The sequence below is a fragment of the Rhodohalobacter mucosus genome (genome assembly GCF_003150675.1).
In the GTDB taxonomy this organism is placed as follows: domain Bacteria; phylum Bacteroidota; class Rhodothermia; order Balneolales; family Balneolaceae; genus Rhodohalobacter; species Rhodohalobacter mucosus.
The window spans coordinates 282370-305096 of record NZ_QGGB01000003.1; the positions used below are offsets into that span (position 1 = coordinate 282370).

22 protein-coding genes and 1 tRNA gene are annotated in these 22727 nt (G+C 46.6%); 9 read left to right on the plus strand and 14 right to left on the minus strand.

Translation table 11 applies throughout. The features are described from left to right. The first annotated feature begins 152 nt into the window (after positions 1–152). From DDZ15_RS04440 to DDZ15_RS04465, 6 genes are all read left to right on the plus strand, one after another. Positions 153–1124 (plus strand): phytoene/squalene synthase family protein, encoded by a 972-nt coding sequence (locus tag DDZ15_RS04440; RefSeq protein WP_109645292.1) that lies wholly within the window; start codon positions 153–155, stop codon positions 1122–1124. 102 nt (positions 1125–1226) lie between these two features. After that, positions 1227–1940: an alpha/beta hydrolase-fold protein gene (locus DDZ15_RS04445; protein ID WP_109645294.1), complete on the plus strand. Its 714-nt coding sequence runs from the start codon at positions 1227–1229 to the stop codon at positions 1938–1940. Between the two features lie 7 nt (positions 1941–1947). Continuing rightward, on the plus strand, positions 1948–3447 hold the full coding sequence (gene accC / locus DDZ15_RS04450; RefSeq protein ID WP_109645296.1) for an acetyl-CoA carboxylase biotin carboxylase subunit: 1500 nt from the start codon (positions 1948–1950) through the stop codon (positions 3445–3447). Between the two features lie 2 nt (positions 3448–3449). Next, entirely contained in the window at positions 3450–4376 is a 927-nt protein-coding gene (gene murQ, locus DDZ15_RS04455; protein WP_242978874.1) for an N-acetylmuramic acid 6-phosphate etherase, read from the plus strand. 104 nt (positions 4377–4480) lie between these two features. Next, positions 4481–5158 (plus strand): energy transducer TonB, encoded by a 678-nt coding sequence (locus tag DDZ15_RS04460; protein WP_109645298.1) that lies wholly within the window; start codon positions 4481–4483, stop codon positions 5156–5158. Between the two features lie 101 nt (positions 5159–5259). Then, positions 5260–5348 (plus strand) — tRNA-Ser (locus tag DDZ15_RS04465). 180 nt (positions 5349–5528) lie between these two features. On the opposite strand, the gene DDZ15_RS04470 is transcribed toward DDZ15_RS04465, so the two are convergent. Continuing rightward, positions 5529–5711 (minus strand): hypothetical protein, encoded by a 183-nt coding sequence (locus tag DDZ15_RS04470; protein ID WP_109645300.1) that lies wholly within the window; start codon positions 5709–5711, stop codon positions 5529–5531. A gap of 157 nt (positions 5712–5868) precedes the next feature. On the opposite strand from DDZ15_RS04470, the gene DDZ15_RS04475 reads away from it, so the two are divergent. Beyond that, the gene (locus DDZ15_RS04475) at positions 5869–6225 is read left to right on the plus strand and encodes a hypothetical protein (protein WP_109645302.1); all 357 of its coding nucleotides are present in this window, start codon (positions 5869–5871) and stop codon (positions 6223–6225) included. 6 nt (positions 6226–6231) lie between these two features. Here DDZ15_RS04475 and pncA read toward each other — a convergent pair whose 3' ends face one another. Beyond that, a complete protein-coding gene (pncA, locus tag DDZ15_RS04480; protein ID WP_109645304.1) occupies positions 6232–6861 on the minus strand; it encodes a bifunctional nicotinamidase/pyrazinamidase in 630 nt (209 codons plus the stop codon). 11 nt (positions 6862–6872) lie between these two features. Beyond that, the gene (locus DDZ15_RS04485) at positions 6873–8279 is read right to left on the minus strand and encodes a nicotinate phosphoribosyltransferase (RefSeq protein WP_109645306.1); all 1407 of its coding nucleotides are present in this window, start codon (positions 8277–8279) and stop codon (positions 6873–6875) included. A gap of 446 nt (positions 8280–8725) precedes the next feature. Here DDZ15_RS04485 and DDZ15_RS04490 point away from each other — a divergent pair, with 446 nt between their 5' ends. Together DDZ15_RS04490 and DDZ15_RS04495 are read left to right on the plus strand one after the other, a co-directional pair. Next, positions 8726–10429 carry an Ig-like domain-containing protein gene (locus DDZ15_RS04490; protein ID WP_146198511.1) on the plus strand — a complete coding sequence of 568 codons (1704 nt, stop codon included), beginning with the start codon at positions 8726–8728 and terminating at the stop codon, positions 10427–10429. 290 nt (positions 10430–10719) lie between these two features. Continuing rightward, entirely contained in the window at positions 10720–14088 is a 3369-nt protein-coding gene (locus tag DDZ15_RS04495) for a methylmalonyl-CoA mutase family protein (protein WP_423242072.1), read from the plus strand. 223 nt (positions 14089–14311) lie between these two features. Here the strand turns inward: DDZ15_RS04495 and DDZ15_RS04500 are convergent, their stop codons facing one another. From DDZ15_RS04500 to infC, 11 genes are all read right to left on the minus strand, one after another. After that, the gene (locus tag DDZ15_RS04500) at positions 14312–14998 is read right to left on the minus strand and encodes a tetratricopeptide repeat protein (RefSeq protein ID WP_109645314.1); all 687 of its coding nucleotides are present in this window, start codon (positions 14996–14998) and stop codon (positions 14312–14314) included. A gap of 112 nt (positions 14999–15110) precedes the next feature. Beyond that, complete coding sequence (locus DDZ15_RS04505) at positions 15111–15794, minus strand: ABC transporter ATP-binding protein (protein ID WP_109645316.1); 684 nt, start codon at positions 15792–15794, stop codon at positions 15111–15113. An 11-nt stretch (positions 15795–15805) separates the two neighbouring features. Then, positions 15806–16615 carry a TIGR00282 family metallophosphoesterase gene (locus DDZ15_RS04510; protein ID WP_109645319.1) on the minus strand — a complete coding sequence of 270 codons (810 nt, stop codon included), beginning with the start codon at positions 16613–16615 and terminating at the stop codon, positions 15806–15808. 67 nt (positions 16616–16682) lie between these two features. Continuing rightward, complete coding sequence (gene trhA, locus DDZ15_RS04515) at positions 16683–17297, minus strand: PAQR family membrane homeostasis protein TrhA (protein ID WP_109645321.1); 615 nt, start codon at positions 17295–17297, stop codon at positions 16683–16685. Positions 17298–17374: 77 nt separating this feature from the next. Then, complete coding sequence (locus tag DDZ15_RS04520; RefSeq protein ID WP_109645323.1) at positions 17375–17665, minus strand: cell division protein ZapA; 291 nt, start codon at positions 17663–17665, stop codon at positions 17375–17377. 1 nt (position 17666) lies between these two features. Beyond that, positions 17667–17918, minus strand: coding sequence for a hypothetical protein (locus DDZ15_RS04525; protein ID WP_109645325.1), 252 nt, complete (start codon positions 17916–17918; stop codon positions 17667–17669). A 47-nt stretch (positions 17919–17965) separates the two neighbouring features. Beyond that, positions 17966–20383 (minus strand): phenylalanine--tRNA ligase subunit beta, encoded by a 2418-nt coding sequence (gene pheT, locus DDZ15_RS04530; RefSeq protein ID WP_109645327.1) that lies wholly within the window; start codon positions 20381–20383, stop codon positions 17966–17968. Positions 20384–20411: 28 nt separating this feature from the next. After that, entirely contained in the window at positions 20412–21422 is a 1011-nt protein-coding gene (pheS, locus tag DDZ15_RS04535; RefSeq protein ID WP_109645329.1) for a phenylalanine--tRNA ligase subunit alpha, read from the minus strand. 87 nt (positions 21423–21509) lie between these two features. Continuing rightward, complete coding sequence (rplT, locus tag DDZ15_RS04540) at positions 21510–21857, minus strand: 50S ribosomal protein L20 (RefSeq protein ID WP_109645331.1); 348 nt, start codon at positions 21855–21857, stop codon at positions 21510–21512. A gap of 36 nt (positions 21858–21893) precedes the next feature. Continuing rightward, complete coding sequence (gene rpmI / locus DDZ15_RS04545) at positions 21894–22094, minus strand: 50S ribosomal protein L35 (RefSeq protein WP_109645775.1); 201 nt, start codon at positions 22092–22094, stop codon at positions 21894–21896. Between the two features lie 75 nt (positions 22095–22169). Further along, the gene (gene infC, locus DDZ15_RS04550; protein WP_109645333.1) at positions 22170–22694 is read right to left on the minus strand and encodes a translation initiation factor IF-3; all 525 of its coding nucleotides are present in this window, start codon (positions 22692–22694) and stop codon (positions 22170–22172) included. Positions 22695–22727 lie beyond the last annotated feature (33 nt).

Consider the following 22727-nt stretch of genomic DNA (forward strand, 5'->3'; position numbering starts at 1 on the left):
GATAAATATTTTATGAATAATGCGGAAAATACTTTTAAATATCTTGAAGTTAAAATTACAGTTTAAAATTTATGAGGATGCAAAAATTTGAAGAGCGGGAACTATTTGAGTGATGTTATACATTGCTTATACTGTAATTCAACGCGAAGCCTATGACAAGCCTGCTTAAACTCCCGATAACCATGATCCGGCCGATCTACGAAAAGACCAGCTTCCACCGGTCTGTTATCACTGAACTCGAAGATGAAAACCTGATGCAGGCCTATGCGCACTGCCGCGCCATCACCCGGCATCATGCCAAGACGTTTTATATGGCAACGCGTTTTCTCCCCAACCACAAGCAGCGCAGTATTTTCGCAATTTACGGACTTTGCAGATATCTTGACGATCTGGTTGACGAAAGCGAAGACCTGATTAATCACAAAAAAATCAGTCACCTCGAAGTGGAGGAGAAGCTGGACCGATTCCGCACCCGCCTTATCAATACGTATCGCGGGTTTGAGCAGGACGATCCTATCCTGACTGCATTCTCAGACACTCTCAATACGTATAAAATTTCCATAGATCTGCCGCTGCTTCTGATGGAGGGCGTGATGTCGGATCTTTCAAAAAAACGATACAACACATTTTCAGAACTCTACGACTACTCCTATAAGGTTGCATCCGTTGTGGGGCTGATGACGAGTGAGGTTTTTGGCTATACGGATAGTAAGGCACTGGATCACGCTGTTGACCTGGGCGTGGCCATGCAGCTCACCAACATACTTCGCGACGTTGGTGAAGATTTAAAACGAGACAGAATTTATCTGCCCGCGGAGGATTTAAAGCGGTTTGGGATTACGGAAAGGGACCTGTTTTCCGGAAAATTATCACCTGAATTTATAAAAATGATGGAATTTCAGATTGAACGGGCACGTACGTATTACGACAGTGCTGATCTGGGGATTCCAATGCTGAATCGGGACAGCCGCATGCCCGTTTGTCTTGCACGCGAAAATTATTGCCGCATTCTCTCAAAGATTGAAGAAAACAATTACAATGTATTCGACAGGAGGGCATACCTTAACTCCACTGAAAAGCTCTCGATTGTACCCCGGGTAATGATCAAGCTTCGGTCTGCTTGATATCATAAATCTAATCTTATTAGCTGGAAAAGCGCTTACAGAAGATAAAATTTTCCCTATCTTCAGGTAAAACAGATCGGGAAAATAATCTTAAGAGATAATATGCAGCGCGAATACATCAAATGGAAAAGCCCCAGCCTGGGCAGGGATATGGAAATGCTGATTTTCGGTAAGGGAGGAACGCCCGTACTAGTATTTCCAACAGATCACGGCCGTTTTTATGAATGGGAAGATCAGGGTACGGTCGACGTTTTCTCCGAACAGATTGAACATGGATACAACCAGTTTTTTTTCGTCGATTCGGTTGCGTCTGAAAGCTTCCTGAACAAAGACGTGGATCCGTATACCCGTTTAATGAGAGAAGAGCAGTACGAACTGTACATTATTGATGAGGTTCTGCCCTATATCAATGATGAGAACAATAATCCATTTGTGATTGCCGCAGGGGCGGAACTTGGTGCCTATCAGTCGCTTCGTCTTGCCCTGAAAAACCCGGAGCTTTTCGACAAGGTCATATCCATTTCAGGCTACTATGATATCAACCTTTTTCTGGATGGATTTAAAGACGATAACAGCTACTATAATAATCCAGTCGAGTTTATCCCGAATTTGAACGATGATGCGATTCTCAAGTCAATTTCATCTTTAGATCTCAGATTAATCAGTTATCTTAATGATTCACACAAGACCGAAACATTGAAGATGAGTGATATTCTGTGGATGAAGTTTCTTCAGCACGATATAACCGTATGGAAAGAAGAGACATCCAACCCATGGGCACTCTATCCGATAATGCTCAGAGAAAATCTGATTTAATCTGAAAATGGCTGAAATTAAGAAAGTGTTGATCGCGAACAGGGGTGAAATCGCCCTGCGCGTGATCCGATCATGCAAAGAAAAAAATATCTCAACCGTAGCTGTCTATTCCGAGCCGGACTCTCAGTCCCCGCATGTTCTGGCTGCCGATGAATCTGTGTTAATTGGTAAGGCTGCCTCTTCAGAAAGCTACCTCGTAATGGAAAAAGTGATCGAAGCGGCAAAACGGACAGGTGCCGACGCTATTCATCCGGGATACGGTTTTTTAAGTGAAAATGCCGCATTTGCCGAAATGTGCGGTAAATCGGGTCTGATTTTTATCGGCCCGAAACCCTATGCAATTGAAGTGATGGGTGATAAAACCCGTGCAAGGGAACTGATGGCAAACGCAGGTGTTCCGTATCCTCCCGGAACCGAATCCGCTATGACCGATATTGATGAAGCCATGGAGATCGCTGACGATATTGGCTATCCGATTCTGGTAAAAGCGGCGGCAGGCGGCGGCGGTAAAGGAATGAGAATTGTTTCGGACAAGAGTGATTTTGTGAGCAGCGTCAAATCAGCAAAATCCGAGGCGAAAAATGCATTTGGCGATGACCGAGTTTACATTGAAAAATATCTGGAGGAACCGCGGCATATTGAGTTCCAGATTCTGGCCGACAGCCACGGTAATGTTGTGCACCTGTTCGAACGTGAATGTTCCATACAGCGGCGTCATCAAAAAGTAATTGAAGAGGCCCCGTCCTGCGTTCTCACCCCGCAACTCAGGGAGGAGATGGGCAAGGCAGCCGTGGAAGCTGCAAGGTCGTGTAAATACGAAGGCGCAGGAACGGTTGAGTTCATGGTGGATAAACACCTGAACTATTACTTCCTGGAAATGAACACAAGGCTGCAGGTTGAGCACCCCGTAACCGAATTGATTACAGGACTCGACCTGGTATCGCTTCAGATAGATATCGCGGAGGGCAAAGAGCTTCCGTTCAGCCAGTCAGACCTTTCCATAAACGGACACGCCGTTGAGTGCAGGATTTATGCTGAGGACCCAGAAAACAATTTTCTGCCGAGTACGGGTCTGCTCAGCCGCCATCGCATACCGGCAGGGCCCGGAATCAGGGTGGATGCCGGTGTTGAGGAAGGTCAGCCCGTAACCATCAATTACGACCCGATGATATCGAAGCTTTGCGCCCATGCAGAGAACCGTGAGGCAGCCATTCAACGTATGCTGAGGGCCCTCGGGGAGTATGAAATTTCCGGTGTCAGGACTACCATACCATTCTGTACGTTTACGCTGAATCATCCCGCATTCCGAGAAGGAGATTTTGATACGCATTTTGTGCCGGACCACTTCACCGGACTGCCCGTTTCGGAAGAAAGAGAATACGCTCTTGCCGCAATTATAGCTCCGCTGATTCAATCGGATGATGCCGGCTTGCACCGGGAAAGCTCAAATTCCCGCACATTGCCGGCTGATGACCGGACCAATTGGTGGGTGAAAAGGAGAGTCTGATTGTGAAATCTGATCAGGCGTTGTTCAAACAGCTGCAGAACCTGCTTACAGAACAGCAAAACCCGGAGAGCGAAAAGATCGACCTGGCTGATGCAAGAACAATCGTCGGGATAATCAACAACGAAGACAAAAAGGTCGCTTTCGCGGTTGAAGAAAGGCTCGACGTGATCGCACGCGCAATTGATGCGATTGCTGATGGGCTGGGTAAAGGAGGAAGGCTTCTCTATTTTGGTGCGGGTACCAGCGGAAGACTGGGTGTGCTCGATGCTGCAGAGTGTCCGCCTACATTTGGCACGGATCCGGAAACGGTGCAGGGGTTCATTGCCGGCGGAAAGGAAGCGATGTTCGTAGCGCAGGAAGGGGCTGAAGACAGCGAGGCCTTTGGTGCGGAAGAGGTACAGCGGCAAAACGTGTCGTCGAAAGATATTGTAGCGGGACTGGCAGCCAGCGGACGCACACCCTATGTTCATGGCGCGGTAAACGAAGCAAAAAGGCTGGGTGCAGTAACTATCTTTCTGACAACCGTTTCCGCAGATCAGGTAGAAATTGATGCAGATTATATGATTGATGTTCCGGTAGGCCCTGAAGTAATTATGGGAAGCACCCGGATGAAGAGCGCCACCGCTCAGAAAATGGTGCTGAATATGCTGACAACCGGTACAATGATCCGGCTGGGAAAAGTATTCCGGAACGTAATGGTAGATCTTCAGCTCACCAATAAAAAGCTTGAAGAGAGGGCAAAACGAATTGTAATGATGCTGGCAGGCATTGATTATGATGAGGCTACAGACTATCTGAATAAAGCAGATCATCATGTAAAAACGGCCCTTTTAATGGCTCTGACAGGCCTCGGCAAGGAAGGTGCAGAAATCAAGCTTCGCGAACATAATGGCTTTATCCGCAGTGCGTTAAAAGAATATCAGAAATAATTTTCAATGTAAGAATCTTTTAGCCGGTCATTATCGTTAGGATGCCGGAAGTATGATATTTCTCTGCAGTAAATAAGGTTCATAAACCCCATACACAGAAACTGTTGTTCAGCACCAATAAAAAATCGAAACAGTCCGAAACTGACTACAGACAGCGTTTTTTGCTGTCGGTTGTTATCGTGGAGGCACTGATCCTGCTGTCGATCCATTTCTGGCCATCATCGGAATATATTCCGCAACTTGATTTTGAAATTCCCGAACAGGAAAGAGTGTTTCTGGACGAGATACAGATTACACGGCAGCAGACCTCACCGCCTCCGCCGCCAAGGCCTATGGTTCCGCGTCCGGTTCCCAACGATGAGATTATAGAAGTGGACATTGAGATTGAGATGGATCTTGAGATTCCCGATCTGCCCGAACTGGAAGACGGATTCGGGACCGGTGAAACGGGTGAGGAAGAGCGGATTGTAAGCAATCCACAGATACCCCCAACGGTTGTTCGAATTGTAGAGGCAACCGCACCTTCGGAGGTGCCCGAAGAGTATAACGGAAAGCTGGAGATGATCGTCAATTTTCTCGTGGATACGGAGGGACGAGTGGAGGAGGTGAGCATTATGGAGATTCGTCTGTATGACGACGAGGGCAATTATGAACAGCTTCCTTTTGTGCAGTACGGCCTGATGGATGCGGTGCTCAAGGCGGCCATGCAGTGGCGGTTTCGCCCGGCCCGGCAGGACGGTGAGGTGGTCAAGGCATTCACCCGTCAGAGATTTAACTATTGAGCGCCATTGCGCATTGAATTAGGTGTTTCAATACGGTATCTTTTGCGCTCTTGTTGATCAGAGTTCAGTTGCTTTGAAAGAGGCAGCCTGAAAACTTCCCCGGAGAGGTGCCAGAGTGGTCGAATGGGCTCGCCTGGAAAGCGAGTGTGCCGTCAACGCGGTACCGAGGGTTCGAATCCCTCCCTCTCCGCACTTAAAAGATTATTTCAACCCTGTCACATTAAATCCAGACAGGGTTTTTTTATCCCTCCTCATTTCATTCTCTTTCAGTCTCCGGTACGGTCGTGAAACCGTAAAAAAAATCCGGCACCGTTTAGGCACCGGATTTATATGTAATATGGGGCAATAATGAGTACTGAGAACACAAAATCTATTCTGAATCGGGTAAAGGGACATTGACTGCTGAATTCCGGGTGATATCCGGACCCGATAGAGGCTTGTCTGAATGACTGCTGCCGTTTAAAGGAACCAACAGCAGAATGAGTAAAAAAAGAACTGAAAGCACAAAACCGGCTACTGCACGAAGAAGCCTTTCCCTGATTGTATAATGCATTTCAAATGATGAATTTTTTTCCTGATCCTTCTATAAAGATCAATCGGGAGTCCATTCGTTGCAGAAAACTTCCGAATTTTAATATTCATCGGAATTGTGTGCAGAGGCATGCGGTTATAAAAGAACCGCTCTAACATCCCAAAAACCGGAGCCGATTTTGATTCAACTGGCCATAATTGAGATCATTCTTCTGATGATGGCGCTGCCGCTAAGCTATGCCATGGCATACTGGATGAGAGAACTTTCAAAACCGGATTTCAGGGATGATATTCAGTCGGAGTTTTTGAGAGAGTGGAACGGGGAACCGGACGATGAATATTATGCCTGGCTGCGGCTGAGAAACATGTACAGGCAGAGAGATTCGCTTCCAAAGCACATCCACTACATTCAGGATCAGATCAGCAAAGCAAACAAGCGCTCTATGCTGTCGGGTTATTCCGTGAGTGAGAAGGGAAAAGTTACCGAGAACCTTCGTACAGACAAAGACAATAGCGGCGAAAAAATGAGCGGCTGATTGTCACTACGGCAGCAGCTCTTCGGACCCGACAAAAATCGCACCCTTGCTCTTCATGCCCTCCCATGCTTCATCAATTGAACCGTCCAGGTCTATTCCGCGTACTGCATCCGTCACCACATTCATTTTGAAGCCCTCGTCAATGCCGTCGAGCACCGACCATTTCACGCAGAAATCGGTTGCAAGCCCCACGGCATAGAGGGAGGTTATACCCCGCTCTTTCAGGTATCCTGTGAGGCCGGTGGTCGTTTCCTGGTCATTTTCATAAAAGGTAGAGTAGGAGTCAATCGCTTTTCGGAATCCTTTCCGGATAATCACCTGTGTTTTGAGGGTATTCAGTTCAGGATGAAATTGAGCACCTTCAGAACCCTGTACACAGTGGTCAGGCCAGAGTACCTGAGTGCCGTAGTCCATTTCAACCGTATCATACGGTTCTTTACCCTCGTGCGATGATGCAAACGAGTGGTGGCCCTCCGGGTGCCAGTCCTGCGTTTGTATTACAATATCAAAGGTGTCGATAAGCTGATTAATCACCGGAACAACTTCGTCACCATCGGGAACGGCAAGGGCCCCTCCAGGACAAAAATCATTTTGAACATCAATTACGAGTAGTGCTTTCTTCTCTTTTTGAGTCATGGTCGCAAGGGTCAGGTTTTATGAACTTTCATAAGTACATCTCTTATTTCCATTACGCTTGAACTGATTCCCACTTTGTAGATGTGCGGGAATTCAAGCCTTTTAAATTCACGCTGCAGTTTATCCAGGCGCTCTTTCCTGTAGGCTGAAATTGCTTCGATAGTCAGTTCAGGCGTCAGTATGTTTCCTTTTTCTATAACAGGAAGCATGATCTCTTCGTGCCTTCTTCGCCTGACGTCACTCTTTTGAGCCGGAAATGTGGGATGATGCATTCGCTCAATCACTTTTTCATCCTGCAACAGTATGGCGTCGCCGTAAAAGGTGCCATCCTCATTGAGATAACGGAATATTTTCTTTTTTCCGGGCAGCGTGATTTTTTCAATGTTCTCGGAAATCTTGAGCTTGGGTTCACCGCCGAATGAACTTAGTTTGTAAACGCCGTCAAGAGCAGGAGACGGGTGCCCCGTAACCAGTTTGGTTCCCACTCCAAATATGTCAATGGGAGCGTCCTGCGTTCGCAGACTTGTGATCACCCTTTCATCGAGCTGGTTGGAAGCGGCAATTTTCACGTCATGAAAGCCGGCCTGATCCAGCATATTGCGCGCCTTTCTTGAGAAGTAGGCCAGGTCGCCGCTGTCGAGGCGGATCGCTTTCAGTGAATACCCTTTTTCCTGCAGTTCCTTTGCTACACGGATGGCGTTTGGCACTCCGCTTTGCAGAGTATCGTAGGTATCAACCAGCAATACGGTATCATCCGGATAATATTTGGCGTAGGTCCGGAAAGCAGTCAGTTCATCATCAAAGGATTGAACCCAGGAGTGTGCCATGGTACCGCCCGCGGGTATATCAAAACGTCTTGCAGAATATACGTTAGACGTACCGTCGAACCCGCCGATCATGGCAGCCCGCGTGGCATGAATACCTCCCAGTCCCTGAGACCTTCTCAACCCGAAATCCAGCACTACGGATTGTTCCCCCGCAGCCACCTTGATTCGGGAGGCTTTTGTGGCTATAAGGGACTGAAAATTCAAAATATTGAGCAGTATCGTCTCAATGAGCTGCGTCTCCAGTAAATTGCCCTCAACTCTCAGGATGGGTTCGCCCGGAAAGATAATTTCGCCTTCCCTTACGGAGTAGATGTTGCCCTTGAAGCTGAAATTTTCAAGGTAGCTGATAAATTCATCGGAAAACTTCTCACGGCGAAGGTATTCTGTCTCGGATTGGCTGAATGTAAGATGCTGCAGGGTGTTGATCAGCTCCTGGAGGCCTGCAAATACTACATATCCGCCTTCAAATGGTATTTTTCTGAAGAAATAATCAAAACTGGCTCTTTTTTTATGCATTCCGGCCAGATAATATCCCTGAGCCATAGTGAGCTCATAATAGTCGGTGTAGGTAGCCGGATTGTCTATGTACATGTAGCGCCTGTGTTGATTTCTTTCTGTGACAGTGAAAATAGCAAAGCTGCTCTATAACCTAAACCCGGCGAAGCAGTTATTTTAACTGTTATGTTTCATACTGTTTTTGGTTGACTATTTTTAAGATTTGTTATTATTACAAATTCTTTTTTGGTTATGAGAAAGACCCATAACCCACTGATATGTAGTTATTTATGTTTAATCCTTTTGAGTGATCACCGGATGATCTGCAGGCGGGATAAGATGGACTTGAGGAAGACGATGGACGATGAGCGATGTTTGAAGTGAAAGGTAGTTACAGGGTCAGCTTGCAGCATTTTTGCCACCTGTAGCCTGTAGCCTGTAGCCTGAGCAAAAACTTTCAAAACAGCCATGATAAATTCACGTGAACAATAAAAATGGCTATATTTCGGGTTGTTCTGAAATAAATATTCCGGCATACCATTTTGCGCCCACTACAGATCTCCGCTTTTATCATCTTACTCCTGTTTCTTTACGGATGCGCCACTCCAATGGGGCCGAGCGGCGGAGAACCGGACCGTACGGGACCGGTTATCATCGGCACATCGCCTGAAAATGGTACCACAAACTTTGATGGAGATGAGATCAGCTTTGAATTCAATGAATTCATAGACAGAAATTCGTTTCGCAATAACGTAAGTATTGAACCGGATCTTGCGATTGAACTCGATTACAGTTTTCGAAGAAAGACGGCTACCGTAAAGTTTCAGGATGATCTTCCTGAAAATACCACGGTGGTTGTAAAAGTGGGAGTGGATGTAGCCGATGCAAGGCGAAACGATATGGGCGAATCGTTTGACCTCGCGGTATCAACGGGTGATGTGCTTGACAGCGGTGAGGTAACGGCAAAGGTACTTGATGCACGGACGGGAAGCGGAGAAAGCGGCAAGCGGGTTTTTCTGTATCGCGAACCGGTAGATTTTTCGGAACGGGCGATGTATGTGGCTCAATCCGATACAGCCGGCAGCATATCATTTGGATATCTGAGTGAGGGAATATACCGGGCCATCTGGGTGGATGACCTGAACAGAAACAGAATCTGGGATCCCGAACGTGAACCGGCACAGCCTTTTACTGAAGAGGAATTCCGTGTAGTACAGGATCAAACCATCGATCTTGGCTCACTCTATTACCTGGTTCCGGATACCACCGCACCCGCAATTGATGGGGTGGGGCTTCTGTCTGAGAACCGGCTCCGTATCAGGATGTCGGAAAACGTAACCTGGGATGAGGAATCCTATTTTTCAGTGACGGATACCCTGGGCAACGAATTTACTCGGGCCTATCCGCTTTATCTCTCTGAATCTGATCCGGGTGTGATGTTCGCCCAGTCTGTAAATGCACTTACTGAAGATTCCGTATTCACGGTTCAGCCCAATGGGTTCACCGATAATGCCGGTAACAGCCTGACAGTGAGAACAGACCCGTTTATAGGATCGTCTGAACCCGACACTACCGCTTTACGTACGGTTTCACACAATTCAGGAAGCGGCTTGTTTCCGGACGAATCCCTTGAAATTACCTATACCCGATTCATTGACGATGAATCGGTGATTGATTCTTTACTTGTATTTGAGGGTGATCAGATGTTCGATAACTGGCCCGCAACTGAAATTGATCGTCATATTCTGCGAATCTCTCCGGCTGAAGATGTCTGGGAAAGCGGGCTTCGCTACGAGTTCAGAGTGTGGAATCCGTGGGACCTTGCACGTGAACAGATCAATCCCGAATTCTGGCAGCGAAACCAGCTGGGCGGCATTGAAGTTTCTCTTGAAAACGTGCGCAGCGATGAGAGCAGACGATATATTCAGATCAATGACGCAGAAAACAGTATCCGGGTTGACTCCGTTTTCACGGGAAATGGCCCCATACTGATCGATAATCTCCCTCCGTTGACCTATAACATCACCGTATATGAAGACCTGAATGACAATGGCAGCTGGAACTCCGGCAGCATAACACCTTTTGAAGCGCCCGAACCCTACACAGTAAGAAGAAATGTGCCTGTCAGGGAAGGATTTACCTCCGAAGTGACGGTGGAATTCTCTGTTTTCGGAGCCCGCAGTGATTCAACCCAAACAGAACCGGAAATCAGTTCTGAGTCAGTCATAGAGGAATCGGAGAATTAAGGCTAAACCGGAAAAAACTCCCGGAATTGCCGTAAGAATGTAAACAATTAATTAACTAATGAGCCGAAACGGTCCGCTTGTCAGTATATGATCCCGATTGGCAACTCATCTTGCCCGGTATCTCGGATTTTGCTTCAGAATCCTTATCTTTGGAATCGCTTCCATGACGTTTAGTAACCATAATTTGATCATCAACAGTGAACCAGAAAGCAGTAAAAAATAAAAGCACGGATTCCGATAACCGACCTCAGGTACCTTCAGAGTACACACCGGTACATAAAGTACGATTTGTGACAGCGGCCAGCCTTTTTGATGGCCATGATGCAAGCATCAATATCATGAGGCGTATTCTTCAAAGCAGCGGAGCTGAAGTGATACATCTGGGCCACAACCGTTCCGTGCACGAAATTGTACACTGTGCCATTCAGGAAGACGCACAAGGCATTGCCATCAGCTCTTACCAGGGCGGCCATATGGAGTATTTTAAGTATATGGTGGACCTTCTTCGCGAGAATGACGCTTCCCATATCCGGGTGTATGGCGGTGGAGGTGGCGTAATAGTAGGCAGTGAGATTAAGGAACTGCACGACTACGGCGTTTCAAGAATCTTCTCTGTAGAAGACGGCAGTACGATGGGATTGCAGGGAATGATCAATTACATGATGAAAGAGTGCGATTACGATACCAACGAGCTTTCGCCTGCTCCCGTTGAACGGATATCACAAAAAGACACGGTAGCGGTTGCGCGATCCATTTCCGCGCTGGAAAATCATCACGAGAACCTGATTCGTTTTGAAGGGGATAAGCTGATGGCAGGCGATGAGGTCCTTTCAGCAGAAGATGGACAAATGATTCCGGTTCTGGGGATTACAGGTACCGGGGGTGCGGGTAAAAGTTCACTCACTGACGAGATCATCCGTAGGTTTCTGACTGAATTTGATGACATCACCATTGGCGTTATATCCGTTGATCCGTCCAAGCTGAGAACCGGTGGAGCACTTTTGGGCGACAGAATCAGAATGAACAGTATTGATACGGAACGCGTGTTCATGAGAAGTATGGCAACGCGTAAATCAAACAAATCGGTGAGTGATGCTGTTAAGGGAACAATAGAGATCTATAAAACTGCCGGTTACGATTTGATCATTGTTGAGACAAGCGGTATAGGTCAGTCAGGGGCCGAGATTGTGGATATTTGTGACATTCCGATCTATGTGATGACGCATGAGTACGGCGCAGCCACCCAGCTTGAGAAAATAAACATGCTTGATCTGGCAGAGTTGGTGGTACTCAACAAATTTGAAAAGAAAGGTTCTCTTGATGCACTGCGCGATATCCGCAAACAAATTCAGCGAAACAGGGGAGAGTGGCACTCGAAACCTGAATCGATGCCCGTTTATCCGACAATAGCGGCTCAGTTTAACGATGAGGGAGTACACAGACTGTTTTCCTCAATTGCAGATCGCATCAATCACCATTTTCCGCTTGATTGGAAAACGAAACTCTATACAAATTCAACACCTGCAGAAGACCTTCATACCCAGGCCGTTATTCCGGGTAAAAGGCAGAGATACCTCTCTGAAATAACTGAAACTCTTCAGAATTATCATCAGTGGGCGGATCAGCAGGTTGAAATAGCTGAAAAACTAGACCAGGTTCGCGGTACCATCAGCCAGATCAACAGCTGGAACCCCGACGACAGGGAGTTGCTGCTTTCAAGGCTCGAAGAGATGGAGGAGCACTGGAGCGTTAAGCTGGATCCTCTGCCTGTCAGGATATTGGAGGGATGGGACGAGCTCTATTCAAAATATCGTCAGGACACGTTTGATGTAAAGATTCGCGATAAAGTGATCAAGAATGAACTTTTCAGGGAATCACTAAGCGGAACCAAAATTCCCCGAATTTCGCTGCCGAAAACCAATAATCTGGGTGAGCGGCTGAAATTTGCACTTAAAGAAAACCTGCCGGGATACTTTCCATTTACTGCAGGGGTATTTCCGTTTAAAAGAGAGGGAGAGGACCCAACCCGTATGTTTGCCGGCGAAGGAACACCGGAGCGTACAAACCGCAGGTTTCACTACGTAAGCGAAGGAATGCCGGCCGCAAGGCTGTCAACAGCTTTCGATTCGGTTACGCTCTATGGAGAAGATCCCGACCACAGGCCTGACATCTATGGCAAAATCGGCAATTCTGGCGTCAGTATCTGTACGCTCGATGATATGAAGAAGCTCTATTCCGGCTTCGAACTTACTGCACCGACCACATCTGTATCGATGACCATCAACGGCCCTGCACCCATGATTCTGGCCATGTTTATGAATACGGCCATCGATCAGGAGGTGGAGCGATATCTGAAACAGCATGGCGAATGGGATGCAGCCAAAGAGAAAATGCGAAAAATTTTCAGTGAAAAAGATCTACCGCAACCGGGTTATGAGATGGATCTACCGGACACAAACGATGGTTTTGGGCTGGGAACACTGGGCATCAGCGGCGATCAACTGGTAAGCAGGGATGTTTACGAGAAGATTAAGGCCGATACTCTGCAGGTAGTCCGCGGAACGGTTCAGGCAGATATCCTGAAAGAGGATCAGGCGCAGAATACATGTATTTTTTCCACCGAATTTGCCCTTAAAATGATGGGGGATGTGCAGAAATATTTTACTCAGAATCGTGTCAGAAACTACTATTCGGTATCGATATCGGGCTATCACATTGCAGAAGCCGGTGCCAACCCCATTACGCAGGCTGCATTTACGCTTGCAAACGGCTTTACCTATGTAGAGTACTATCTATCGAGAGGGCTGAACGTGGATGATTTTGCACACAATCTGTCCTTCTTTTTCAGCAACGGACTCGATCCGGAATACGCTGTGATTGGACGCGTGGCGAGGAGAATATGGTCGGTTGCCATGAAGAATAAATACAGCGCAAATGAGCGGTCGCAAAAGCTGAAGTATCATATACAAACCAGCGGCCGGTCACTTCATGCTCAAGAGATCCAGTTTAACGACATACGCACTACGCTTCAGGCCCTGATGGCTATCTATGATAACTGTAACTCGCTGCACACCAACGCATACGATGAAGCGATAACCACACCGACCGAGGGGTCGGTACGCAGGGCTCTGGCCATACAGCTTATCATCAACAAGGAACTCGGGATGACAAAAAATGAGAACCCGCTGCAGGGTTCCTACATTATTGAAGAACTTACGGATCTTGTTGAAGAGGCCATCCTCACCGAGTTTGACAGGCTGACAGAGCGCGGAGGAGTGCTGGGGGCTATGGAAAGTATGTACCAGCGCGGAAAAATACAGGAAGAGAGTCTTTACTATGAATCACTTAAGCATTCTGGAGAACTGCCCATTATTGGCGTAAACACCTTTAAAAGCGATGTAAAAAGTGAAGAGGAAGAGAGAGAAATTGAGCTGATAAGGTCAACCGAAGATGAAAAACTACAGCAGATCAACACGCTTCGTGCATTCCAGAAACGTAATGAGAAAGAGTCTGAAGAAGCCATCCAACGGCTGAAGCAGACCGCAAGGTCGAACGGAAATCTGTTTGAGGAACTGATGGAAACCGTAAAAGTCTCTTCATTGGGTCAGATATCCCATGCCCTGTATGAGGTAGGGGGGCAATACCGTCGGAATATGTAAGTTACCCCGAATCAACACCGGAACTTTTCAGAAAATGTCCCGCTTTCCCAAGGGTTTACTTCATGGATGTTCAGCAGGGCATTCCCTAAGCAGACTAATGCCATCATCCCACTAAAAGTAGTGAACCGGAAGGAACCGGCGTTTTATTTTGGCCATCCTGTATCAGACGGTCTCACGTTTTGTCAGAGAGGTGTTGCGTACCGGTTGGCTGTGGACGCGGAGATCAGTCAGCCGTAGCAAGCAGACCTTTTAATCTTTCTGCACGAACCGAAACGGGACTATTGGGATACTCATCCAGAATTGTATCAACGATCTGCCGGGATTCATCATTTAACCCTGCTTCCCTGTAGGCTTCTGCTGCAGAATAAAGATTCAGAGGTGTAGTTGAGTCATTCTGATCCCAGTTGGCAGCACGCTCAAACATGGAAGCAGCTTCCTCGTACCGGCCAAGTTCAGACAGTATGGTTGCATGCAGCGAGATAGGGCTTACGCCAACCACGCCTTCGGGAACTTCGTAGTTTTGAATGTGCATCAGGGCCTCTTCGTACATGCCAAGCTCAAATTCGGATGCGGCTGCATAATAAAATGCGAGATTTCCCGCAGTGGTGTTTCCGTAGTTATCTGCAATCTGAACGAAACCCAGTGTAAAGTCTTCTTCGCTTCCGTTCAGTGCAATTTCATAATTACCCTGCAGATACTCCTGTTCTGCAACACTCAAAAGCTCCCTGGCTGTCTCCGCCTGCTGGGAACTTCGAATTACATAACCGACAACGAGCCCTATGATCAGAACGATGGCTATACCACCTCCCCACACAGCAGCCTTGTTCTGGTTATAGAAGTGCATGATTCGTGAGGAATATTCAATCAGCAGATCCTGTTCCAGATCTTCCTTGGATAACTTTTTACTCATCGGTTTTGGTGGTAATTAAACAGGGTTGAGGGTATCTAATTCGATTCGTTTTCAGATTGGTAAAGGTATCACTGTTTGGCGATTTGTCCAAGTAAAAACAACCCGCACGGCTTTATCCGAGCACTCCGTGATGCAGTGAGTAAACGGTGTCGCACCGGCGTGCAATGTCGTTTTCGTGGGTAATCAGAACCACTGAAACCCCTTCGGTTTCGCGAAGTTCAAAGAGAAGCTCAAGAATAGACTCCGTATTCTTCTCGTCAAGATTACCGGTTGGCTCATCAGCGAGAATGATGGATGGGTTGTTCATAAGAGCGCGGGCCATGGACACACGCTGCTGCTCTCCGCCGGATAGTTCAGTCGGGCGATGCTCAAGCCGCTCTTTGAGGCCGAATCTGTCAAGCAGATCTGCTGCGCGTTCTGAAGCTTTGGAATGTCCCGTACCTCCAATTAGAGCAGGCATCATAACATTTTCAAGGGCCGTAAACTCAGGAAGCAAATGGTGAAACTGAAAGACAAATCCAATATGCCTGTTTCTGAGATCGGCCAGTTTTTCAGGTTTATGATTGTAGATCGAATTTCCGTGCCAGAAAACATCGCCTGAATTGGGCCGGTCCAGTCCCCCCAGAATATGAAGCAGCGTACTTTTACCGCTTCCGCTGGAGCCTACGATGGAGATCAGTTCCGATCGGTTTACGTTCAGGTTCACGCCCCGTAGAATTTGCAGATCTTCTCCGTTTGACTTGGATTTATACTTTTTTTCAATATTCCGGCACTCCAGCACAGTTGTCTTTTCCATATTGAACTGAGTTAAAGGCTGTTGGTAAATTCTGGAAAAATGACTGGCTCAATATGGGTGCACTTAGCGCTCTCCGGATCAATCTGAAGGGATACACCGCAAATGCGATTGTCTTTGTCGGCTATCTTGTACTTCTGGGGAGTACCAAGCGTAAATCTGCGTATGGATGTATCTTTGTCCATTCCGATAACCGAGTCGAACGGCCCTGTCATACCGGCATCTGTCAGGTATCCGGTTCCACCCGGCAGAATACGTGCGTCATTTGTCGGAATATGCGTGTGGGTACCGATTACGGCAGACACTTTCCCGTCAAAATTCCATGCAAAGGCCAGTTTTTCAGCCGTGGCTTCCGCATGAAAATCAACGAAAACGATATCGGTCTCACTTTTTATTCGTTCAAGCGCCCATGTACACGTACTGAACGGATCATCAATTTGCGGCATAAACGTTCTGCCCTGCAGGTTGAGGACCCCTATTTTAAGTCCGGAAATACCGGTATCATAGATGCCATACCCGTACCCTGCATTACCTTTCGGATAGTTGAGAGGCCTCAGGAGCTTCTCGTCCGTTTTCATGTATGGAAAGATCTTCCACTTGTCGAACGAGTGATTGCCTCCCGTAATTACATTTACACCGATATCGTAAAGCCGCTTAACAATATGCCGGTTCAGGCCCCGTCCCTCATGTGAATTTTCTGCATTGGCAATAATGAAGTCCGGCTCATATTTATCGCGGAGAGGGGGAAACATGGTTTCAAGAAGGTTAAGCCCCGGTTCGCCTACGATATCGGCAATAAAAAAAAGACGTAATGGCTTGGCCATTGTATATTTGAACGTGAAGGTTTTCGAATGTCAGTCAGAATCTGAAGAGAAAATATGGAATGGACGGTTATACGTAAACCGAAACGGTGATAAAATGACTTACGCTGCCGGCCAGAACAAAAAGATGCCATATTCCATGTGCGAGAGGGTGGTACCTGTCAAGAACATAAAATATAAGTCCCATTGTGTAAAACAGACCACCAGCCACAAGCAGGGAAAACCCTGGTGCGGGGAATACTGATGTGAGCGGTTCTACAACGGTTACCACAAGCCAGCCCATCAGCAAATAGATAACAATGGGTAAAATCCGGTGACCTTTCCTGGGCAGCAGATCTATTACGATTCCAAGCATTGCCAGACCCCAGACTACAGCGAATAGTGTCCATCCCAGTTCACCCCGCAGTGTTACCAGCGTAAAGGGGGTATAAGTGCCTGCGATGAGAAGATAGATAGCAATGTGATCAAATTTTTGGAAAATGCGTTTTAATTTTCCACGCATGCTGTGATAGAGAGTGGAAAACAGATAAAGCAGCAGCAGTGTGGTACCGTAGACGGCAAAACTGATTGTTTTCCAGATATCGGGCTGCTGCAGGGAGAGATAGAGCAGAATAAAGAGACCGGCAGTTGCCGCTATGGTTCCCGCCAGATGAGTGTAGCTATTGAATCGTTCGCCTTTATACAATGATATAGGGTTTTAAGTAAGTGGGTGTGTGTGGGTACAAACGTACTTTTTTCCGTTTGCGTGCCTTGCTCTGTAAATCAGCTGATTTCCTGTACAAAACGTTCAAGCTGCTGGTTTACCTGATCCATTAAATCACTCTCTTTCCCTTCGATATAATCATACTGTGACCTGAGTTCAAAAACCTCTTCCGCTATGCTGAGACAGGCGAGGATCATAATTGTTGAATCGGGCTGATTGGAAAGCTGGTTTCTGTACGTTTTAAACTTGTCGTCGACATACTGGGCAATTTTGCGTGTATTTTCAACCTCACTGTCTTCCACTTTGAGGGGAATCTGCTTGCCCAGAACTGTAACCTTGATGGATTGCATACTATTTCCCCTCCAGATGGGTGTCAATTTTTTCAATCAAACCGGAAATCTTGTGGCGCATGGCTATTCTCTCAGACTCGCTGATGGATGAGAAGATGTCGGACTGTTCGTTCTGAATCTCATCAAGTTTTGACTTGAGCTTCAGATTTTCTCTGGAGAGCTCTTTATTCTGCTTTTTTAAAAGCTGAACATGGCTTCGAATCTGCTCCAGAAGATTGATAAACGTCTCTTTCTGAATTTCACTTACGGCCATAACCAATTCATCTGTATGAGTTGAATTCCATTGTGGAAATTAAAGGGTCAGGATCTGAGTATAGCACCGACTTCTTTTTCCAGGGACTGGACAATTTTTTGAACTACCGGTTCTACATCTTTGATGGTCAGTGTTTTATTAGAATCTAAAAAAGTGAGCCTAAATGCAATACTTTTTTTGTTCTCGCCAAGGTTCTCACCTTCGTAAATATCAAAAACAGTAACGTTATGTAATATAGTACCCGCTTCCTTCCGGATAGTTTCCTGCATTATGCCGGCACGGACAGATGTATCGACCACAAAAGCCGCATCGAATTCAAAAACGGGGTAGCGTGATACGGGCTTATACCGTATTTCACGTGTACCCAAATCCAGGTTATATAAAGCCGAAAGATTAATTTCCGCCGTATAGGACTGTTCATCCACATCAAACCCTTTCATTACAGAGCGATCGGTTCGCTTGAGCGTGGCAATTTCCTCTTTGCCGGATGTATAGAGCAGTACGTGATTTGATTCTGCCTTGGAAGAAAAGTTGTTCCCGAATCCCATAAAATTAAGAAAGGATTCAAGATCCGCTTTCAGGTCAAAAACCGTAAACGGCTTTGATTCATCCTGCCAGTTCTCTTTCGAAGAGGTTCCGCAAAGTCCCATCAGCAGATGAACCTCTTCTTTTACACCTTCAATCCAGGTTCCGCTTTGATCTCTTTGAAAGGTGTGGCCAATTTCAAAAAAGCGGAGTGTTTCAGCGTTTCGATTGAGATTATAGGCGGCGGCCTTCAGAAATCCACCCTCAAGATGCGTTCGCAGCGTCGTGTTTTCCTGCGAAACAGGATTGAGAGCCTGTATCTGCAGGGTTTCATCTGCAAGCATACCGGCTTCCTTCCCGGAGAGAAGAGTGTCGGTTGAAATTTCTTTATAACCGAGCGAACGAGCCGCTTTACGTGCTTTTTGCTGAAATTTTTCAACCTCGGAAAGCGGTTCAGGAGCAATAAATGGTGCTGTTTCGGGCCGGGGAATGTTGTTGTAATCATATACGCGGCCCACCTCCTCAATCAGATCAATTTCGCGTGCTACGTCGGGACGAAAGAGCGGTACTTTGCAGACAAGAGTCTCATCTTTGTTTGCTTCTATTTTAAACTCAAGCTTTTTTAGAATAGCGGCAGCACGATCCGAAGTGATATCGCTGCCGAGCACATGGTTCAGTCTCGCGATTCTCAGGGAAACCTGTTTTGGTTCATGCTCAACAGGATGGATATCTTCCTGCCCGCCAATAATTTCTCCTCCGCTTAATTCTGCAATCAATTTTGCTGCACGGTGAGCAGCTTTAAGCTGAATTGTGGGATCGACGCCTCTTTCAAAGCGGTAGCTGCTGTCTGTCTGGAGAGCAAGCTGTTTGGATGTTTTCCGTATGGAGGATGGGTTAAACCAGGCGCTTTCGATTAAAATTGTTGAGGTGTTCTCATTTACTTCGCTGTTTTCGCCCCCCATGACGCCTGCAATGGCTACCGGGCCCTCATCGTCACAGATAAAAAGTGACTCCGGAGGCACGCTGCGTGATACGCTGTCGAGAGTAGTAAACTCCTTAGCCTTATCGAAGCTTCTTACTTCAATTGTATGACCTCTGATGAGTTCATAATCGAATGCATGCAAAGGCTGGCCGATCTCGTGGAGTACAAAGTTCGTCACATCAACCACATTGTTGATCGGCCTTAATCCAATCGATAACAATCTGTTTTTAAGCCATGGGGGGGACTCACCGACGCTTACATTATCAACCATCAGGGCTGCGTATCGTCCGCATTTATCCGTATCCAAAATCCGAATGGAAATTTTTGAGTCCAGACCTTTTGAATCATCAGGTAGAGAGACTTCCCGGTAAGGATTGCGCAGCGGAAGATCAAGAACCGCAGATAAATCACGGGCCACCCCGATATGACAGGATGCATCCGGCCGGTTGGGTGTAAGGCCGATTTCAAATACGGTATCCTGTTCAATTTGTAACGCCTCGGTTAACGGTTTGCCTGCATTCAGCGAATCATCCAATACCATAATACCGGAGTGATCATCGCTGAGTCCAAGTTCAGCTTCCGAGCAGATCATTCCTTCTGAAACCTCTCCCCGAAGCTTTGCTTTTTTAATAGTCAGATAGCGTCCGTCATCCATCGGGACGGGAAGGGTAGAGCCGATTGTAGCAACAGGCACTTTTTGACCAGCCGCAACATTTTTGGCTCCGCAGGCGATTTGAACGGTTTCTGAACCAAGATTAACATCGCACAGAGACAGTTTATCGGCATTTGGATGTTTGCGGACATTGATTACGTCGCCGACAACAAACCCTTCAAAACCGGAGCCTATATGTTCAATTTCTTCAACTTCAAGCCCGAGGAGAGTGAGTTTTTCAGCCGTCTCTTCAGCACTTAATGAGAGATCAATGTATTCTTTGAGCCAGTTGTAGGAAATTTTCATGAATTAAATCAGCAACTAGGATAACGGTTTATAATTTGAACTGATTGAGGAAGCGAATGTCATTATCATAGAGCAGGCGTATATCGTCTATGCCATAACGAAGCATTGCAATCCTGTCGACCCCCATGCCGAAGGCAAATCCGGTATAGGCTTCTGAATCAACCCCCACAGCATCGAACACGTTGGGATCTACCATTCCGGCACCCAGAATTTCCAGCCACTGCCCGCCGTTTTCATTGTTCCACCAAATATCCATCTCTATACTGGGTTCCGTAAAAGGGAAAAAGGAGGGACGTACGCGATATTTTACGTCGCTTCCGTACATCAGCCTGGCAAACATGACAAGTGTTTCAATCAGTTCGCCCATGGTTACGCTGCGATCAACATACAGACCCTCTACCTGGTTAAACTGAAAATAGGATTTGGCGGTAACCGCTTCATTTCTGAAAACCCTGCCGGGCATAATCGATCGTATGGGAGGATTTTTCTCTTTCATCAGCCTGATTTGTACCGGCGATGTGTGGGTTCTCAGCACAAGGTCGTCTTTGCTCCCGGTATCATTTCTTCGAATGAAGAATGTGTCCTGCATATCCCTGGCGGGGTGGTCGGGGGGGAAATTAAGTGCAGTAAAATTGTGAAAGTCATCTTCCAGCTCAGGTCCGTCTGCTATATTAAAACCCAGCCTCAGAAAAATCTGTTTAATTTCATTGAGCGCAATGGTTAGCGGATGATAAGATCCGGTGTAGGTGGGTTCAACGGGAATGGTAATGTCGTCTTTCGGTCCGAACTGTTTGGTTTGTGCCCGTTCCAGTTTCTCTTTTTCACGGTTGAACCTCTCTTGAGCCAACACCTTAACGTCGTTCATTAACTTGCCCACGGCTGCCTTCTGATCTTTTGGGACGCTGCCCATGAGCTTGAACATATCCTGAACTTTACCATTCCTTGATAAATATTCGAGGCGGAAGGCTTCAAGTGATTGAGCATCAGTGATATCGAAATCTTCTATCTCTTCTTTTAACCGGTTGATTTTGTCGATCATAGGTACAGGTAGCGTGAAAGGGCCTGAGGTAAAAAAAAAACCGGCAAACCATGTTTCAGATCTGCCGGCTTGTAAAAAATAAGGAAATCAGTTAACTGCTTCTTTAACGAGAGCAGAGAATGTTTCCGGATCACGAACGGCAATGTCGGCCAGCATTTTGCGATTAATTTGCATGTCGTTGGTTTTCATTCCGTGTATCAACTTTGCGTAAGTGGTTCCGTTGAGACGTGCGGCAGCGTTAATACGAGTAATCCAGAGCCTTCGGAAATTTCTTTTGCGAGCTTTCCTGTCGCGGTATTGGTATTGTAAACCTTTTTCTACCGCATTTTTGGCAACAGTATAAACGTTTTTACGTCTGCCCCAGTAGCCTTTCGCCTGATTAAGAATCTTTCGGCGACGGCGACGGGAAGCCACCAGATTTGTAGAACGTGGCATTTTATGTAACGTTTAGTGGTTAATAAATTGGTTTGTTTAGTTACCGTAGGGAAGGAGATCTTTTACAGAACTTTCATCGGCTTTGTGTACCAATGTGTCCTTGCCAAGATTGTTCTTCCTTTTGGCATTTTTCTTGGTGAGAATGTGGCTTTTGTACGCTTTTTTGCGCTTAATCTTACCGGATCCGGTAAACTTAAAACGCTTTTTGGCGCCACTATTCGACTTCATTTTTGGCATTGTTTCCTTATTTAACTGAACATTATCAAAGGCGGTAAAGATAAGCACAAGTTTGCTAGGATAAAAGCTGGATCATTATCCTTTTTCAGGTGCCAGAATCATTATCATTCTGCGTCCTTCCATGGCCGGCTTTGACTCAATTTTGCTAACGTCGCTTAGTGAATCGGCCAGTTCAACCAAAAGCTTTTCACCTTGCTCAGTATAGAGCATATCACGCCCCCTGAACTGAACCGTTGCTTTTACCTTGTCGCCCCCTTCAAGAAATTCTCTCGCGTGGCGTGTTTTAAATTCCAGATCGTGATCATCCGTAGTGGGCCTGAACCGAAGCTCTTTCACCTGTATGGTGTGCTGCTTTTTCTTGGCTTCCTTCTCTTTCTTCTTCTTCTCATACATAAATTTGCCGAAATCGATCACCTTGCAGACGGGTGGTCTTGCATTTGGTGCAACTTCGACAAGGTCAAGATTGAATGACTCAGCAATCTCGAGAGCACGCTCGATAGGAACGATTTCGTGCTCCTCATCAGGTTTGATCAGCCGAACTTTGGATGAACGAATCTCATCGTTCACTTTCGGACGATCATCGTCTCGTTTTCTTCTCATGGTTGTTCTTCTTCTAGCGATAAGATACCTCTG